Below are 15,269 nucleotides of genomic sequence, written 5' to 3'. Positions count from 1 at the left end.
GCAAAGGGCCGCCCATGAGGCGGCCCTTTTTCATGGCTGGAGGCGGCGGCGCGCCGATGCGCTGCGGCTCAGATCTTCTGCCCTGCCGGCCCGACGCCGACGTTGATCATGATCCGCTGCACTTCGGTGCGGCCCTGCGGGAACTTGACCTCGAGCGTCACCGTGTCGGTGCCGGCGAAGTCGGCCTTCGACTGATAGAAGGCGATGAAGCCCGGCACTTCCAGGGCGAGGCACTGCTTGTAGTTGGTGGCGCTGACCTTGCCGCGCTTGATCGTGACGGTGCCGTTGCCGGGCGGCGACACAAGGCGGATGGCGGGAAGGGGCCCGGATGAGCAGTCGGGCTGGACGTTGAGATAGATGCCGACCTGGATCGGCTTGCCGGCGACGCCCTTGGCGTTGCGCTCGACCGTGGTCTGAGCGGGACCGGGCGCGGGAGCAGGCGTCTGGGCTTGCGCCGAGGCTGCGGTGGCCGCCGCCAGCAGCGCCGCGACGGCTATTCCCGCGAACGCTCCCCGCCATTCTCCTCGCAACAGGTTCATCACCGTCCTCAGCCCCGCATTGTCCCTCAGCGTCGCCAGATTGCCGTATTCGAGCTGATCGTTCAACGGATTGCCGAACTTGCGGCCGACTTCAGCAAACTTCCTTCACGTCCGCCATAGCATCGCCCGCGCGGTGTCATCGGATGGGTCCGATGACGTCATGACTGTTTCCCGCTGTTGCCATCCGTGTCTGCGCAACTCGTCCGCCTCGAGGAATGCGCGGAGTGGACGACATTGGAACGCAGTCATCGGGCTGACATCGATGCCCTTCGGGCGATCGCTGTCGTCATCGTCATTCTCTTCCATCTGAGGATCACCGGCTTCGAGGCCGGCTATGCCGGCGTCGACATCTTCTTCGTCATCTCCGGCTATCTCATCACTGGGCAGATCCTGCGCGATGTCGCCGCGCGGCGCTTCTCGCTGTCGGACTTCTATCTGCGGCGGGCACGGCGCATCCTGCCGGCGCTGGTTGTGACCATTGCGGCCACGTTCGCGGTCGGCTGGCTGTTCCTGTCGCCGGAAGCCCTGCGCCAGCTCGCCAAGGAGGCGACACACGGCCTGCTCTCGATCGCAAACATCCAATATTGGCGCGAGGCCAGCGCCTATTTCGCGCCGAGCGCGGATCAGTTGCCGCTGCTGCACCTGTGGTCGCTGTCGGCGGAGGTTCAATTCTACGCGTTGGCGCCGCTGCTGCTGATGTGGCTCGGCACGCGCCGGCATGTGTTCGGTGCCATTGCCGCGATCGGGTTGTTGTCCCTTGCCGCGGCCACACTCTGGTCATCGCGCGATCCGGACGCCGTGTTCTTCCTGACGCCGTTCCGGGTGTTCGAATTCGCCCTCGGCGCGCTCGCCATTCCGCTCGAGGCCCGGCTGGCAGCGTCGCCGCGCGCACGCTCTCTCGCCGCCGCCTGCGGCGACGTTCTGTTGTTCGGCAGCCTTCTCCTCATCGGCTGCTATCAATTCCAGGCAGGCGTCGCCGCGCTGCTGCCCTGCATCGCCACAGCCGTCATCATCGCGGCCAATGCCCCGACGTCGCTGGTGATGGCTCGCCCGGTTCGCGCCGTCGGCGCTGCGTCCTATTCGCTCTATCTCGTGCACTGGCCCGTGATCTTCTTCGTCCGCTTCATCTTCGGCGATGCGGCGCAGACCGCGGCGGGACTGGCGGCGCAGCTCGCGCTGATGGCGGTGCTGACCACGCTGATGTTCGTCATCGTCGAGCGGCCGCTGCGGCGGCTGCCGTGGCCGAGGGGCGCGCAGGTGGCGAGCTTTGCGACCGTGCTCATCGTCGGTGCCGCGCTCACCCATGTGACGTTCCGCGCCAATGGCGTCGTGTCGCGGCTGCCCGACGATCAGCTCGCGCTGTTCCAGCTGCAGGGCTTCGGCCTCAACAAATGCGGTCGCACCGTCGGCCGTCTGTGCGCGTTCGGCGATCTCGAGGGCACGCGCGGCGTCGAGCTGCTCGGCGATTCCTATGTCCAGCAATATGTCGCCGCGCTCGATGCGACGCTGAAGGCGCGCGGCATGATCGGGCACGTGTCCACCATGAGCGGATGTCCCACCCTCGCGGGGCTCACCGCCGAGGGACCTCGCGCCCAGGTCTGCGCCGAGCTGCGCGACAGCGAGCTGCCGCGGATCCGGCAGTCGCAGGCCGATTTCGTCGTGATCGGGCAGGCGTGGCAGCATTATCTCGACCTCGGCGAAGGGCCGGCAGCGCGGGCCCGCAACGCCGCGGTCGCCGGTCATCTCGCCGAGACCATCCGTCTGCTCGACCGGCCCGGCCGGCATTTCCTCGTCGTCGGCGGCCAGGTCCGTCCGGTGAATTGCGCCTTCGATCAGTTGCGCATGCTGCCGGGGCCGCGCTGGCACGCGCCGGCCAAGCCGTGCGATGCCGTGCCGAAGAGCGAGGCGATCGCGACCAACCGCGTCATCGACGCCGTCCTGTCGGAGGCGATCAGGCCGCTCGCCAAGGTGACGCTGCTCAGGCCCTCGGAGGTCTATTGCGACCGGGATTGCCCGGTCGTGGAGGGGGGCGTGTGGTTGTTCCAGGATGCCGGTCATTTCACAGTGGCAGGGGCCCAGCGGATGGGCGAGCGCGCTGCGCCGGTGTTCGCGAGTTTCCTGTCGGACGATTAGGTGGCGCTATTCGCCCTTGGGCGCGAAGGGCGCGAGCGTGGGCGAGGCCGCGACGATGCGTGCGGCGGCGAGCTCGGACCCTTGTGCGGTGAAATGGCCGTCGTCCCAGGCAAGCGGTGCGCCGCTGGATGTCTGCAGAACGCAATCCTTGCCGGGGCAGAGAAGCGCGAGCAGCGACACGTAGTCGGTCTGCGGGAAATCCTTGAGCAGGGCTTGCAGAAAGCCGTCGATGCGGCTGAACGTATCCAACATGTGCCGGTCCGGGGAGATGCCGAAGCGTGATAGCGCGATGAGGAGATCCGGCAGTGGACGATCGAATTGCGGGCTCGGCCCGATCACCACCACGCGGCTGCCGGCCAATGTGATCGCTTTGATCGTGGCGAGCAGGCTCTTGCGTGCGGTGGGCGCCATGGCCGTGCGCGTCCAGTTGCCCGACAGGATCACGATGTCCGGCGCAAGAGCGCGCACCAGCCCGGGCAGCCGGCCATTGAAGTCGGCGCAGGCGGCCGATTGTCCCGGCTCTTCGTGGGGGATGCATTGCGCTAGCGTCGCGCGCAAGAGCGTAGCTTGAGGTAGCGCGCGCCTCAGGCCGTGAGCGAGGTGTGCGGCATGGCTGTCGCCCCACAGCAGGATGTTGGGGCGTGTCCCTTCGACGAGGCAGGCATGCTGCAACATGTCGAACGTCTGGCCCGGGTTGAGAAAGCAGGTTCCCTCTTCATAGACGGTCTTGTGGTCGTAGCTGAGGAAGTCGGCCCAGGCCCGCTGCTGCGGCGAGAAGCGCGTGGGGAAGCCCGCGGACCAGATCATGATCGCGCAGGCTCCGATCGCGGTCGCGCCGATCGCCATGAGCGCACGTGCGGTGACCGGCCATACGGCACGTCGGGCGGGCTGCTCGATCAGATAGAAGCTCGTCAGCGCCAGCGTTGTGCAGGCGCCGAGCAGCTCGAGCTTATCCATGATCGAACTCGGCGGGCCCCAGATGGCGGCCGCGAACGAGACCACTGGCCAATGCCAGAGATAGAGCGAGTAGGACCACAGCCCGACCACGATCATCGGCTTGAAGGCCGTCAGCACGGCCTTGCTCGGGGTGGGATTGGCCCAGATCACCGCAGCCGCTCCGAGGCAGGGCAGCAGCGCGGCGACGCCGGGATAGGGCGTGCGCGGCGAGAACACGTTGGCGGAGGCGCCGAGCGCGGTCCATCCCAGCGCGGCGACCGCGATCCTCATCCACTGCTCGCGGAGCGCCGGAACGGACTCGACGGCAAGCAGCGCTCCAAGCGCGAGCTGCCAGGCGCGCGCCGGCAGCAGATAGAACGCGGCCGCCGGCTGGATCCGGGTCTGGACCACGCAGAGCAGGAGCGAGGCCACGCAGACGGCGCCTAGGCTCGCCAGCATCAGCGAGCGACGGAGCGCAAAGACGGCCAGCGCCAGCGCCGGAAACAGCAGATAATACTGCTCCTCGACGCCAAGCGACCAGGTGTGGAGCAGCGGCTTGGTGATGGCCGCGGCGTCAAAATAGCCCTGTTGCAACCAGAACAGGATGTTGGAGCAGAAGGTCAGGACGGCCAGCGCCTGATGGGCGGTTGACACCGTCTCTTGCGGCAGCTGAATCAGGCTCGCACCGAGCAGTGTGGCGCAGACCATGGCGAACGCCGCGGGCAGGATGCGCCGGGTGCGGCGCCGGTAGAATGCCGCGAACGAGAACGTGCCGGCCTGCGCCTCGGCATGAATGATCCGCGTGATGAGGAAGCCCGAGATCACGAAGAACACATCAACGCCGACATAGCCGCTTCGGAACGGCGAGATGTCGTAATGGAACGCGATCACCGACGTGACCGCGAAGGCACGTAGGCAGTCGATGTCGGGACGATAGTCAGTTGAACTCAAGATGGCCGTCCGCAGGGTCGTATGCGCTGCCGTCTTGAATGGCCGAGCCGCGGCGCGTGCGACCGACCCTGGCACGCTCCAATTGCAACTGCAATGCGGGACCCCAAACACTGCCGGTCGTGCAGACAGGACACAATGCCATCGAATTGACACCGCAGCGGGAATCCGCGGCTTGCCTTCACAGACTTGCCTCAATGGCGTGATGGCCTTGTCGGAGTTCATGCGTCGAGCGAGCGTGTCATGCGTACATTGGGGCGGAAGGCCGGCCGGGCCGGATTGTTGTGCGGCGTTGTTCTATTTCAGGTTGCGGTTGGCGTTTCGCTTGCGCGAAGCGCCGAGCCGGGCGGCTCCTCACCATCCGCAGGCGAGGTGGCCAAGGATCAGGGCAAGGAGAGCGGGCCGTTCGGCGGATGCGAGCCGATCGGGTTGACGGCATCGGGCGAGCTGGTGTTCCCGCTGGAATGCAAGAAGCTGATCAAGAAGCCGGCTGAGGCGCCGGTCGCCGAGGACAAGACCCCAGCCGACGACAAGACCGCGTCGGTCAATCCCGCGCCGTCCGTTCCGAGCCAGGCGGCCAGCGCCGACATTTCGGCCGGTCCCGAGGTCAAGCCTGCCGCGGCTGCGGAGGCGGTTGCGACGACACCCGCCGCGTCGGCTGAGCCGAAGCAGGCCGCAGTTGCGGACAAGCAGGATGCGGCTCAGAAGGTCGCCGTAGCAGAGCCAGCCGCCGGCAAGCCCTCCCTGACCAAGCCGTCCGTGAAATCGCCATCGGCGCTGGCGCCAGCGACCAAGCCGCCCTCTGCCAGGTCGTCCTCTTCCAAGCCGTCCTCTGCCCAGCCGTCATCTGCCAAGCCGTCCTCTGCCAAGACGGCCGCGGCCAATCCGCCTGGGACGACGCCATCGCCAGCCGGCGCCTCATCGGGCAAGCCGTCGTCCGGCAAGGCGGCCCAGGCGCAGGCCGTTGTGGTCGCCGCCAGGGATGCAGCGGTCAAGGATGCCGGCAGAACATCGCGCATGGTCGCCAGCCGGCCGATGATCGTGATCGCGAGGCCCGCCACCGCAACCACGGCCTCGGCCCGGCTGCAGGCGGAGGGCAGGCCGCGACTGCGCACCGCGGGACTGCCGGCCTGCGTCCAATTCCGCAGCTATAATCCGGCGACGCACAGCTATCGCGGCTTCGATGGCCACATCTATGCCTGCCGGTGAGGGCTGACGCTCGAGGGCCGGTTTAGTCTGGAGGGTGGCGAGTGACGTGACAGCCTGCCGCCCAAGGGCGGCAGCGAAGTCGGGCGGCGCGGCGCCGGAGCTGCTATAGAAGGTGAGTCCTCATCTCCGTTCCTCGCCTCGGTTGCTTCCGATTCGACATGGCAGAGCCTCAGTCCGACCTGTTCGAGATGCGCCGGCTGGAATCGCTCTCCAACACCATCTTCGGTGTTGCGATGACGCTTCTCGCCTACGACCTGCCGAAGCCCAATTTCGCGCATATGCCGGGTTGGATCGACCTGGTGCATACCTATTCCGGGCGGCTTGCCGGGCTGGTCCTCAGCTTCATCATCGCCGGCGTGTTCTGGATCAGCCACCACCGGCGGCTGGCCCGGCAGCCGTTCGCGGGCCGGCCCGTGGTCATCCTGAATCTGTTCTTCCTGTTGTCGATCGTGCTGCTGCCGGTCACCAACGGGCTCTACGGCGGCTACAGGCTGAGCAGCGCGGTGGCCGTCCTCTATGGCCTGCATCTGACCATCATTGCGTCGCTGAACGCCGCGCTGTGGTGGCTCGCGCTTCCAAGCGGCCGCCATGCCGAGATCGCCGGCGCGATCTTTCCCGTCATCGTGTTCGTGCCGGGCATCGTGATCGCAGCGCTTGCACCGGAGTACGTGCAGTATTTCTGGATGCTCGGCTTCGGCGGCTTCCTGGCGCGGCGGTTCGTCCGCAGCCCGGCGCCGTCGGCCGGCGAGCAGGCGGAGTTGCCATAAAAAAAGACGCGGCGGGCCGTGAGACCCGCCGCGCTTCCGTTCTTGAACTCGCTGGTCCAGGGCCGAGACCGCCCCGTTGCCGAGCCGCGATGGCGCAATCCGCTGACGAATCACGCCCTCAAACGTCGCTCATGAAGAGCCGCTCAGCGGGCGATCCCAGCGAGGTGACAGCGCTTGGTGAAAGACACTGGATCACCTCCTTTCGTTGTTGATGGTGACGCCAATATAGGACGGTCCGGGCGGCGAGGGTAGGGGGGCCGATTACGGAACCGGCCGCCCCCAGGGTGCCGCGCCGCGGTCTCGAGGTCGCGCGCTGCGATCGCTTCGGGCCGTTCCATCAGGCCGGATCCGGGACCCATCCGCTTCGAAACCTCGCCCCGAAGAGGTTGAGACCCGCCGCGGACCATGTTAGGGAACGCCCAATGCGGGTGTAGCTCAATGGTAGAGCAGCAGCCTTCCAAGCTGAATACGAGGGTTCGATTCCCTTCACCCGCTCCAACGATTTCAGGCACTTGTCGCGCCGTCAGCTTTCCATTCGGACAAGCAGGCTGATGCTCATTCGGACAAATGTCCTTCCTTTGTTCGAGCTGCCCACCGCTTTTTGGCGCCGTTGACGATCTGCCGCGTCGTGCGCTTGGTGTACTTTGGCAGCACCTTCACCGTCGTGTGCCGGCCCTGTGCCAGCATCTCGCGGTCAGTCAGTTCGGCGTCGCCACCTTCAGTAAAGCCGCCATGCCGGAACGATGTGAACGACAATTCATCGCGAAGGCCAGCAGCACGGATGACTTCTTTGACCTTGCGGCTCACGTGCGTGAAATCCGGCTGATCCGGCTTCGGCCATGTCGGCCATGGTCCGCGCTCGCCCCAATCCCGGCACAGCATTAGGCCGCCGATGCGGTCGCGTTTGATGGCGTCGAGCTCCGCCATCAACTCGGGATAAACCGGTGCACCTGTATCGTCGAACAGCGGTATCCAGTCCTTCTGCCTAGTCTTCTCATCGATGATGCGGACCATACTCGGGCGCCCTTTCGGGCGTTAATGCGACACGTCGAAAGTCGCAAAGACGTCTGTCTCGCGCTGGAGCCATTCCCAGCCGATCAGGGCAGCGGTCGTCGGTCAGTGCCGTATCGATGATCGTGTCCCCAAGCGTGGTGTAGCTGGCGGCCCACCGCGTTCGCCGGCTGGAGCCGGGCCTGTCAGCTGGCGATAGCCGTGAGGCTGACGTTCGGATCATCGCTCAATGGCGCGATGGTTTCCAGCGTCATGTAGCGGGCGCGTTGGACCGCCCATTCATCGTTCTGTTCGAGCAGGACAGCTCCGATGAGGCGGACGATAGCGTCCTCATTGGGGAAGATGCCGACCACCTCGGTGCGCCGTTTGATCTCGCCGTTGAGGCGTTCGATCGGATTGGTGGAGTGCAACTTGGTCCGATGCTGCGGCGGGAACGTCATGTAGGCAAGCACGTCGGTCTCGGCCTCGTCGAGGAAGCCGGCAAGCTTGGGCAGCTTGGGACGGAGCTGATCGGCGACCTTGCGCCATTGGGTGCGAGCGGCCTCGGCATCGTCCTGGGCAAAGGCCGTGGCGATGAAGGCGGAGACCACGCGCCGTCCGCTCTTGCCGGCATGAGCCAGCACGTTCCGCATGAAGTGGACGCGGCAGCGTTGCCAGCTGGCGTTGAGCACCTTGGTCACGGTGGCCTTGATGCCCTCGTGGGCGTCGGACACCACCAGCTTGACGCCGCGCAAGCCGCGGCGGGCCAGCTTGCGCAGGAAGGCGGTCCAGAACGTCTCGGCCTCGGACGGCCCGATGTCCATGCCGAGAACCTCGCGCCGGCCGTCGCTGTTGACGCCGACTGCAACGATCACCGCGACGGAGACGATGCGCCCCTGCTGGCGCACCTTCACATAGGTGGCGTCGATCCAAAGATAGGGCCAGTCACCCTCGATTGGACGGCCGAGGAAGGCCTTCACTTTGTCGTCGATCTCGCCGCACAACCGACTGACCTGGCTCTTGGAGATGCCGGTCATGCCCATCGCCTGCACCAGATCGTCGACCGAACGGGTCGAGACGCCCTGAACGTAAGCCTCCTGAACCACGGCGGTGAGCGCCTTCTCGGCCATGCGCCGCGGCTCCAGGAAGCCGGGGAAATAGGAGCCCTTGCGCAGCTTTGGGATGCGCAGCTCCACCGCACCGGCGCGGGTCTCCCAGATCCGGTCGCGGTAGCCATTGCGCTGGGCCAGACGTTCGGGGCTCTTCTCGCCATAGGCAGCCCCGGTCTGGCTCTCGACCTCCAGCTCCATCAGGCGCTGGGCCGCAAAGCCGATCATCTCGCGCAGCAGATCGGCGTCTGGGGTCTTCTCTACCAGCGTGCGCAGGTTCATCATGTCTTCGGTCATCGGTGGTTCCTCGGTTGCGTTGGCGTGTCGCAACCCGATCCTACCGGAGAACTGCCGGTGACCACCGCAAAGCCGCCCGCCCGCTACGGCGCTATTTGGGAGCGCGCGTCCGGGCGGCTTTGCTCCACCGAGCTACACCACCTCCGGGGACACGACCGTATCGATTGCGGTGAGGCGCTTCTCGCCCAGTCGCTTGCCATCTTTCAGGACGTAGCCGCCGACAAGCTTGAATCCGACCTCGTGATTACGCTTGGACTTAGGATCGAGCTTGGCGTAGCGGCGATCAGAGCGGTATTCGGCAAACATCCAATCGAGCGTTCCGACCGCATTGGGAGGCGACGCTGCCAAGGCCTTGCCGCCGGTCCGCCACGCGCGCCACCCGTAGATTCGCTTCTTCTGGACTCATCTACAAGGGCAATTTGCGGGCTTCAGTCTGTGGTCTTCGCGTACCCGCCAATCAAAGCAGGTCGGAGGACTTGTTCATCTGGAAATACTGCAATTTGCGATGCCTAAGCAAAATAGTCGTCGAAGGCACATCGTACAATTGGATGCTGCGGCAAGCAAAAAGGAAGGATCACCGACATTTTTCGCATTCGGCAATCTTGTCGATTTTCACCCTGCCGAATTTGCAGAACCTTCAGCAAGAGCCCCGCGGGGGGGTGCCGTTTGGCTGCCGAATTTATTGTTGCTTGTTCACCAAAGGTCGAACCTGTAACCAGACCGTTATGAGCGGGAGGAGATTGAATAGGTTTATTGATTTTGCAGCATTTTTGCCCAATGTTGATAGCGCCTGTCGCGGTTTGTTCAGTTCGTTTCTGGTGCGAAACTGGTGCGGCCGCGTTCGGAGGCATCGCCCTTTAAGGCAAGGCGGTTCGATAGGGGGAAGGGCAACGGCAAGCCGCTTGCCTTACACGCCGCTTCGATGAAGAGCCGAGCGGCTCAGGCGTACCAGTAAATTCGCTCGATAGCCGTACCCAATTGGGTTCGGTCGGCCTCAATTGAGCTCGGACACCGTCCTTCTCGAGCGATTTTGTGCGTTCCTTCAGCCCGATCCGCGATTGCAGTCCGGGTAGCCGTACCATGATGTAATATTTGCGCGCGCTGGTGTTTTATGGCCAAGCATCGCCGGCAAACAGCCCATCCAAAACGTGGATGGTCGGCTTTTGTCCACCATGAGTATTCCGGAAGTCACGACGAGCCATCCGCCGAAGTTAAAAGTCGGAGTTATGCTTGAAACTGTAAAGTCCGCGATCGATATCGACGTAGACGCCGCGCAAAACTCAGAAGACCGTCAACCCGATCCTCGTGTCGGCGATCTCGGGCGCAATTTTATGGCACCGATTTTCTGCACCGTGGAAATGCTTCCCAATAACCAGCAGTTCTTTGGAGGCATCTTTTCAAATTTGCGAGTTGGTAAGGCGCGCCTCGCGACCGCTTGAGCAGTCGTTCCCCTTAAGCAGCCCGCAGCGCCTGGCGGAAAGCGTTTGCGCCGGATACATGGCGACGGGGCCGTCATTGACCATGTATCTCAGTTGCGCATGGCGATGGCGTGCCGCTACACCGCGAACCCCGCCCCGCCCCACGCGTCTCGGTCGCGGCGACCTCAGAAGCGCGCCAATTTGCAGGGCGCGAAGCGGCTTCCTCAGTCGGTCCTGGTTACATACTCGACCGGGAGATGCTTGAACGGCTTGCGGTGCTCACGCGATACGGCCCCGCCAATGATGATCCTGGAAAACGCATGGAGGTCGGCGAAGAAGGCCGGCTTCAGGCTGTCGAGCTTGCTCGCATCGGCGACCAGAATGCTTTCGATCGCCGTTGCGATGGCCGCCTGCTTGACCGCCGTCTCATGAAAGTTCGAGCAGCTCGCGCCCCTATTCGCATGTACGCCGCCCGCCGAGATGAAGGCCTTGTTGATGCCGAGCTTGCGCAAATAGGACAGGCCTTCCTCCGATGAGAAGGATTGCGACGAGGGATGATAGAGCCCGCCCATCAGCATCAGCTGCGTGGCAGGACGTCGCGTCGCCAGCGCCGCCACGTTCATCGAATAGCAGATCACTGAGAGGGACATCGTCGAACGCAGTGTAGCGAATCATAGCGAGGAAACGGATCAGTGTAGCAAGGGTGCCGCCGGCGACAGATCGGGAGGGCTCCGCAGTTTTGATAGTTGGAGACTGAGGGCTTGGTCCGCGCTCTGTTCCGGGACGCAGGGGCTAGCCGAAGGCCTGACTGACGACGCCGTAGATCTTCGGTTGGTCGTTGCCGCGCAGGAAGGCACCCTTCACGTCGTTCCGCAGCGACATCGTGGTGACGGCATCGAAGAGAGCGAGCCCCGACCGCGCGAGAAAGTCGCGGAACTCTCCTGTCGCTCGATGAGTGTCGAGCCTGAGGAACTGGCCTTCGTGAGCTGCCACGTGCGGCGCCAACACGGCGATCGCGTCGCTGTCGCAGGATGCGACCACCGGCCCCGCGACATGTCCGCGTCCGAACCGCCGGCACATCGCGAACGTCTCCAGCCGCCCCGCGCGAAACAGCCCAAAGCTGCGCGACTGGTGAAACAGTCCGGTCATCAGCCCGGCTCGCCGGACGCCATAAGCAGCCGCGTCGAGTTCGATCAGCGCCGGCAGGTCTGCCTCCATCAGCACGCGAATATTTCCCGCTTCGGCCGGCGCCGCGTCCGAGGCAATCGCCTCACCTTGACACTGAAACAGAGTCTGCTCACGCTTGAAATCGAGAGATCGGTAGAGGCGATAGGCGGCGCGCGTGGCGTTGAGGCGCAGCGTCCGACCGCCGCATTCGGCCATCACCCGATGCATCAGCCATTGCCCGGTGCCAAGGGCCTGCAGCCGCGGCGAGGTGATGACCATCCCAACCGCAGCAAAGCCGTCGCTGTAGGGAAACCACATGGCGGATCCGAGGGCCCGACCGATCTCATCGAGCGCGACGACGCCGCGGCCGATGCTGCGCATGAATTGCCAATCCTCCGCCCGATGGGGCCATTGGACGGCGATCGACAAGGCGAGCAACTGCGCGAGGTCGACCCTGTCGATGTCGGCGAGGCGCATCTCGAACACGTCGGCGATTCGCGATTCCACGTCCGGATTGTCCATGCACGCTGTCCCTGTCTTCGTTCCGCCCGCCACGCGTCACCCAGCCTCGATGAGGTCGAGAGCGAGCATGCTGTCGTCACCTCCGCATATTGAGGCGTCTGCGGGCGAACTTCGCAACATTCTTCTCAATCCTGCCCTGTATTCGGCACGTAACGCAGGCCGCGACCGCCATGATCGGAGGCGCGACGAGCCAGATCGGCCGCTGGGATGACCGCATGACCTTGTTGTTCAACTCCGATGCCACGCGCGGCGCGATCTTTCGCGAGGTGCTTGCGCGTGAGATTCCGGATCTTCCGTTCGAAATCAATCCGGCGCAGGTCGATGCCGATGAAGTCCGCTACATGATTACCTGGCTGGTGCCGCCGGACCTCGGCGCCTATCGCAATATCGAGATCCTGTTCTCGATCGGCGCCGGCATCGATCAGTTCAACGCCGCGTCGGTGCCGGCGAGCGTCAAGATCGTCCGCATGGTCGAGGACGGCATCGTCAGGATGATGCAGGAATACGTGACGCTGGCCGTGCTGGCGCTGCACCGGAATTGGACCGTCTATCTCGATCATCAGCGGCAGCAGCTCTGGCGCGCTATCCCGCAGCCGCAGGCACATGTGCGGCGCATCGGCCTGCTCGGCCTCGGGCTGCTCGGCCGGGCGGTGCTGGAGCGGCTCAAGCCGTTCGGCTTTCCGCTCTCGGGCTGGAGCCGCAGCCGGCACGCGATCGACGGCGTGACTACGTACCATGGCGCCGACGGCCTCGATGCGATGCTCGCGGTGACAGACATCTTGGTCTGCCTGCTGCCGCTGACGGAGGAGACGCGCGGCCTGCTCAATGCCGAACTGCTCGCCAAGCTCCCGCGAGGTGCTTCGCTGGTGCAGACCGGCCGCGGCGCGCAGCTCGACCAGGCGGCGTTGCTCGGAGCACTTGACTCCGGGCATCTCGCGGGCGCCGTGCTTGATGTGACCGATCCCGAGCCGCTGCCGACGGATCACCCGTTGTGGCGGCATCCGCGCGTCCTGATCACGCCGCATGTCGCCAGCGTCACGCAGCCGGAAACAGCGGCGCTCGCGGTCGCCGCGAACATCAAGCGACACCGCGCCGGGCTCGATCTGGTTGGCCTCGTCGACCGCAGCCGCGGCTACTGATCGCGGTCGCGCCGTCACGGCTCAGCGGATCCAGTCCAGGGTCTTGTAATACGCGCCGACGAACGGCAGGAACCAGGGCTTGCCGTAATGGCCTGGCACGACCGGCCAGCCGGCGTCCTTCATCGGATTGCGGTCGGGCCGGCCGAGCATCGCATCGGCCATGATCATGCCGAGATGGGTCGAGAGCTGCGCGCCGTGACCCGAATAGCCCATCGCGTACCACAGCCCGCCCTGGCGACCGGCGCGCGGATAACGGTCGGCGGTCATGTCGACGAGGCCGCCCCAGCAATAGTCGATGTCGATGCCGGCAAGCTGCGGGAACATCCGCTCCATCGCCGCGCGCAGGATCGCGCCGCTCCTCGCATCGGACTGCTGATCCGATGTCGCCGAGAAGCGCGCGCGGCCGCCGAAGATCAGGCGATTGTCCGGCGACAGGCGGAAGTAGTTGCCGATGTTCATGGAGGTGACGTAGGTGCGGTGGCCCGGCAGCACCGAGGCCGCCTCGGCCTCCGTCAGCGGCCGCGTCGCGATGATGAAGCTGCCGACGGCAATGATGCGGCGGCGGAAATAGCTGAAGCTCGCCGGCGTGGTGGCGCCGGTGGCGAGCAGCACCTGCTCGGCGCTCACCGTCCCCTTGGCCGTGGTGAGGCGAAAGTGCTTGGTGTCCTGCACCCGTTCAGTGACGGCGGCTTGCTCGACAATGACGGCGCCGCGGCGGCTCGCGGCAGAGGCGAGGCCCGCGGCGAAGCAGCCCATGTGCATCATCGCGCTCTTCTTGAACAGCATGCCGCCGTGAAAGGGCGAGCCGATCTCGGATTTCAGCTCGGCCGGCGAGAGCAGCGCCGTGTCGGGATCGACCTCGCGGTGGATCGCTTCGAAGTTCGTTGCGATCCCCGCGAAATGGCCAGGCTTGGACGCCAGCTTGAGCTTGCCGGAGCGGCGGAAACCGCAAGCGATGTCTTCTTCCGCGATCAGGCGCTCGAGCGTGTCGATCGACTCGTCGAACGCTTTGTAGAGCGCGATCGCGCGCTGGGTGCCGAGCTCGGCCTTCGCGGCCGGATAGCTGTGCGCCAGCCCGTTGTTGAGATGCCCGCCATTGCGTCCCGACGCGCCCGAGCCGACCTGATCGGCTTCGAGCACGATCACCTTGGCGCCGGCCTTGGCGAGCTGCAGTGCCGCGCCGAGCCCGGTGAAGCCGCCGCCGATCACCGCGACGTCGTAATGCCCCTCCACGGGCCCGCTATGGCCGCCGGAAAATGCGGTCGCCGTGTCGCGCCAGTAGGAGACATATTTCATCGCGGGCACTCTGCTTACAGGCCGAACACGCCGGGCAGCTCGGAAATGGTCTTGATCTCGGTGTAGCCGTAATAGGGATTGGCCGGCTCGTGGCCGCGGTTGACCCAGACCTTGTTGGTGATGCCGAGATCGTGCGCGGTCATCAGGTCGTAGCGGAATGAGGAGGAGCAGTGCGTGATGTCCTCGGGGCCGCAGCCGAGCATGTCGAACATGTATTCGAAGGCGCGCATCCGCGGTTTGTAGGCCTGCGCCTGTTCCGCCGTGAACACGGCATGGAACGGCGCGCCGAGCCTGACGACGTTCGAGGGGATCTGCACGTTCATGGCGTTGGAGAGGATGACCAGCGGGATCTCCTTGGCCACCTTGGCGAGACCCGCCGGTACGTCCGGATGTGGACCCCAGGTCGGCACGCGCTGATACACCATCTCGGCATCCTCGGGCTTGAAGGGGATGCCGATCTTGCGGCAGCTGCGCGCCAGGGCGTTGCTGACGACCTCGGCATAGGGCTTCCACGCGCCGAGGACTTCATCGAGGCGGTAGGCCGAGAAGACCTTCACGAACTCCGTCATCGCCGACTCGGAGAGCTGTGCGCTGTAGAGATCGCGTGCGGCCTCGGCCATCTCGAAATTGATCAGCGTGCCGTGGCAGTCGAAGGTCACGTATTTCGGGCGAAAGCGGCTCATGGATCCTCATGCCGGTCGTGGTCTCGACGTCCGATGATAGGCCGCCCCGCCAGCATAAGATGCGGCTTTGCCCCGGTTCGGCGGCGGAAGATGTTGTCGGCATCATCGCCTTCAGA

14 protein-coding genes and 1 tRNA gene are annotated in these 15,269 nt (G+C 65.0%); 6 read left to right on the top strand and 9 right to left on the bottom strand.

Annotated features, from left to right (window positions below; all coding sequences use genetic code 11):
* Positions 1-68 precede the first annotated feature (68 nt).
* Positions 69-539 (bottom strand): hypothetical protein, encoded by a 471-nt coding sequence (locus QX094_RS30660; protein ID WP_315714971.1) that lies wholly within the window; start codon positions 537-539, stop codon positions 69-71.
* Positions 540-773: 234 nt separating this feature from the next.
* Here QX094_RS30660 and QX094_RS30655 point away from each other — a divergent pair, with 234 nt between their 5' ends.
* Entirely contained in the window at positions 774-2,672 is a 1,899-nt protein-coding gene (locus QX094_RS30655; protein ID WP_315714630.1) for an acyltransferase family protein, read from the top strand.
* Between the two features lie 6 nt (positions 2,673-2,678).
* Here the strand turns inward: QX094_RS30655 and QX094_RS30650 are convergent, their stop codons facing one another.
* A complete protein-coding gene (locus tag QX094_RS30650) occupies positions 2,679-4,559 on the bottom strand; it encodes an acyltransferase family protein (RefSeq protein WP_316175618.1) in 1,881 nt (626 codons plus the stop codon).
* Positions 4,560-4,928: 369 nt separating this feature from the next.
* Here QX094_RS30650 and QX094_RS30645 point away from each other — a divergent pair, with 369 nt between their 5' ends.
* The 3 genes from QX094_RS30645 (at position 4,929) to QX094_RS30635 (ending at position 7,030) form a co-directional block, all read left to right on the top strand.
* Positions 4,929-5,765, top strand: a complete 837-nt coding sequence (locus QX094_RS30645) for a hypothetical protein (protein ID WP_316175619.1) — start codon at positions 4,929-4,931, stop codon at positions 5,763-5,765.
* A 158-nt stretch (positions 5,766-5,923) separates the two neighbouring features.
* Positions 5,924-6,532 carry a TMEM175 family protein gene (locus QX094_RS30640; RefSeq protein WP_315714627.1) on the top strand — a complete coding sequence of 203 codons (609 nt, stop codon included), beginning with the start codon at positions 5,924-5,926 and terminating at the stop codon, positions 6,530-6,532.
* Between the two features lie 424 nt (positions 6,533-6,956).
* Positions 6,957-7,030: transfer RNA gene (locus QX094_RS30635), tRNA-Gly, on the top strand.
* A gap of 57 nt (positions 7,031-7,087) precedes the next feature.
* Here QX094_RS30635 and QX094_RS30630 read toward each other — a convergent pair.
* The 3 genes from QX094_RS30630 to QX094_RS30620 all read right to left on the bottom strand — a co-directional run bounded on the left by QX094_RS30630 (position 7,088) and on the right by QX094_RS30620 (position 9,234).
* The gene (locus tag QX094_RS30630) at positions 7,088-7,546 is read right to left on the bottom strand and encodes a hypothetical protein (RefSeq protein ID WP_315714626.1); all 459 of its coding nucleotides are present in this window, start codon (positions 7,544-7,546) and stop codon (positions 7,088-7,090) included.
* A gap of 182 nt (positions 7,547-7,728) precedes the next feature.
* Positions 7,729-8,928, bottom strand: a complete 1,200-nt coding sequence (locus QX094_RS30625) for an IS256 family transposase (protein WP_315714240.1) — start codon at positions 8,926-8,928, stop codon at positions 7,729-7,731.
* 132 nt (positions 8,929-9,060) lie between these two features.
* Positions 9,061-9,234: a hypothetical protein gene (locus tag QX094_RS30620; RefSeq protein WP_315767524.1), complete on the bottom strand. Its 174-nt coding sequence runs from the start codon at positions 9,232-9,234 to the stop codon at positions 9,061-9,063.
* Positions 9,235-10,100: 866 nt separating this feature from the next.
* Between QX094_RS30620 and QX094_RS30615 the strand changes: the two genes are divergently transcribed.
* A complete protein-coding gene (locus QX094_RS30615) occupies positions 10,101-10,367 on the top strand; it encodes a hypothetical protein (protein WP_315714624.1) in 267 nt (88 codons plus the stop codon).
* Between the two features lie 203 nt (positions 10,368-10,570).
* Here the strand turns inward: QX094_RS30615 and QX094_RS30610 are convergent, their stop codons facing one another.
* Both QX094_RS30610 and QX094_RS30605 read right to left on the bottom strand, forming a co-directional pair.
* The gene (locus QX094_RS30610) at positions 10,571-11,008 is read right to left on the bottom strand and encodes a DeoR/GlpR family DNA-binding transcription regulator (RefSeq protein WP_315714970.1); all 438 of its coding nucleotides are present in this window, start codon (positions 11,006-11,008) and stop codon (positions 10,571-10,573) included.
* Between the two features lie 130 nt (positions 11,009-11,138).
* A complete protein-coding gene (locus QX094_RS30605) occupies positions 11,139-12,035 on the bottom strand; it encodes a GNAT family N-acetyltransferase (protein ID WP_315714623.1) in 897 nt (298 codons plus the stop codon).
* Between the two features lie 215 nt (positions 12,036-12,250).
* Between QX094_RS30605 and QX094_RS30600 the strand changes: the two genes are divergently transcribed.
* Complete coding sequence (locus QX094_RS30600) at positions 12,251-13,174, top strand: glyoxylate/hydroxypyruvate reductase A (protein WP_316185871.1); 924 nt, start codon at positions 12,251-12,253, stop codon at positions 13,172-13,174.
* Positions 13,175-13,195: 21 nt separating this feature from the next.
* On the opposite strand, the gene QX094_RS30595 is transcribed toward QX094_RS30600, so the two are convergent.
* Complete coding sequence (locus tag QX094_RS30595) at positions 13,196-14,470, bottom strand: FAD-binding oxidoreductase (protein ID WP_316164511.1); 1,275 nt, start codon at positions 14,468-14,470, stop codon at positions 13,196-13,198.
* Between the two features lie 14 nt (positions 14,471-14,484).
* Entirely contained in the window at positions 14,485-15,153 is a 669-nt protein-coding gene (locus QX094_RS30590; protein WP_315749518.1) for a haloacid dehalogenase type II, read from the bottom strand.
* Between the last annotated feature and the right edge of the window lie 116 nt (positions 15,154-15,269).

The organism is Bradyrhizobium sp. SZCCHNS1050, from assembly GCF_032484785.1.
Classification (GTDB): Bacteria; Pseudomonadota; Alphaproteobacteria; order Rhizobiales; family Xanthobacteraceae; genus Bradyrhizobium.
This window is presented reverse-complemented; position numbering and strand designations above follow the sequence as displayed.